Source organism: Modestobacter sp. KNN46-3, assembly GCF_011039295.1.
This window is the reverse complement of the sequence record NZ_JAAKGN010000295.1, coordinates 1-2,090: the sequence shown is the minus strand read 5'-3', so window position 1 is coordinate 2,090 and position 2,090 is coordinate 1. Positions and strand designations below refer to the sequence as shown.

At 75.0% G+C, this 2,090-nt stretch carries 1 protein-coding gene and 1 pseudogene; both read left to right on the top strand.

Annotated features, from left to right (window positions below):
• Window positions 1-188, top strand: a pseudogene (locus G5C62_RS26650) (AMP-dependent synthetase); the annotation flags it as partial.
• 324 nt (window positions 189-512) lie between these two features.
• Entirely contained in the window at window positions 513-1,913 is a 1,401-nt protein-coding gene (locus G5C62_RS28820) for a C40 family peptidase (protein WP_277424826.1), read from the top strand.
• Window positions 1,914-2,090 lie beyond the last annotated feature (177 nt).

The window sequence follows — 2,090 nt, the reverse complement described above, 5'->3', positions numbered from 1 at the left end:
TGCTGGCCGAGGGCGCCACCGCCTCCGAGGCGGACATCATCGCGCACTGCCGAACCACGCTGGCCGGCTACAAGGCCCCCAAGCGGGTGGAGTTCCGTGACGGCATCCCGCGCACCGCCACCGGCAAGATCCAGAAGTTCAAGCTCCGCGAGTCCTTCTGGTCCGACTCCGAGCGCCAGGTCAACTAGGACCGCCGGCGTCCGACCCGCTCCACCCCGGGATCAGGTGACCTGGTCGTCGGGGCACCTCCCCGGTGGCAGACCGCGCGGTAGGTACCCACACGACCAGGTCACCTGGTCATGGGCGGCGTGCGGCCCGTCGCCGGCGCGTCGCTGCTCACCGTGCGTGCTGATCGACCTCACCCCGACGGGGGAGGTCCCTCCGACGGCGCTCAGCCGTTCACCCGATCCGGTCGATGACCCCGCGAGAGCACACCCCGAGGGGTGTGCCGGGACTGGTCGAGACCGGCGTCGCCGAACACCCTGGCGCCGGGCAACGGAGGAGTCGGGTTCGTGCACGCACAGGTCGGTACGCAGGTCAGCACAGGACGACGAGCAGGTGCCCGCTGGGTGCGGCGTGCGCTCGCCGCCGGCACCGTCGTCGCCGCGTGCCTGGTGGTCGTCCCCGGGACGGCCGTGGCGGCACCGAGCGACGGCGAGATCTCCGCCGCCCAGCAGGCCCGCGAGGAGGCCGCCGCCCGGGTCGGGGCGATCACCGGTCAGCTCGCCGGCGCGCAGGCCGCGGTCGACGATGCGCGCATCGGGTCGCAGATCGCGCTGCAGGACTACGAGGAGCGCCAGGGCGCCTACGACGAGGCGCGCGCCGCAGCCGACGCGGCGCAGGTCGCTGCCGGCCAGGCCGCCGCCGACGTCGCGGTGGGCAAGGGCGAGGTCGCCGCCTTCGCCCGGGACAGCTACAAGCAGGGCAGCACCAACCCCGGTGCGCGGGCGCTGATGACCGCCGGTGGACCGGCAGAGCTCATCGAGCGCGCTGCGCTGCTCGGCGCCGTGGGGGAGCACCGGGTCGACGTCGTCACCGAGCTCACCGTGCTGCAGGAGCAGGCGACCGTCGCCGAGCAGGCCGCCCAGCAGGCGGTCGGCGCGGCCGAGACGCTGAAGACCGAGGCCGCCGAGCTGCTGGCCGCCGCGCAGGAGCAGGAGGTCGCCGCCCGCGACCAGGCCGCCGCCCTGGTCACCCAGCAGGTCGAGCTGGAGCAGGAGCTCGTGCAGGCGCAGCAGACGCTGTTCGGCCTGGAGGGTGCGCGGCAGGCGGCCGAGGAGCGTGCGGCCGCCCAGCGGGCCGCGGCCCCGGCCCCGGCTCCCTCGCCGTCCCCGTCCGCCCCGTCGTCGTCCTCGGGGGGCGGCAGCTCGGCGCCCGCTCCGGCACCGGCGCCCGCGCCGGCTCCGGCTCCGGCTCCCGCGCCCGCACCGGTCCCGGTGGCACCCAGGCCCGCCCCCGCGCCGGCCCCGGTGCAGAACAACGCCGGTGCCCCGTCCGGGTCGGCCGTGCAGACCGCCATCGCGGCGGCCAAGACCCAGCAGGGCCTGCCCTACTCCTGGGGTGGTGGCGGCAGCCGCGGTCCCAGCTACGGCATCCCGCCGGACACCCACATCTGGGGCTTCGACTGCTCGGGGCTGACCGAGTACGCCTACGCCCAGGCCGGCATCGCCATCGGTGGCACCAGCCGGGCGCAGTGGGCCCGCTTCAGCGACCGGACGGTGGGCCGCGACGACCTGCAGGCCGGCGACCTGGTGTTCTGGGGGAGCGGCAGCAATTACAACTCGATCTACCACGTGGCCCTGTACATCGGCGGCAACAAGGTCATCCAGGCTCCGCAGAGCGGGGACGTGGTGCGGATCAGCCCCATGTGGTTCGGCAGCGACTACTTCGGTGCGGTGCGCCCCACCGCCTGAGGCCGGCCCGGCACGCGCGTCAAGGCGTCGGGCAGCCACGGGGGGAGCTGCCCGACGCGAGCGTCAGGCTAGCAGTCCAGCCGGTCTCCGGGCAGGGGACGGCGACGCCCGAACGGGGTGTCGTCGTCCCTCGGACGACGCAGCCGCGGTCGCCGGCACAGGCAGGTGTAGGACACT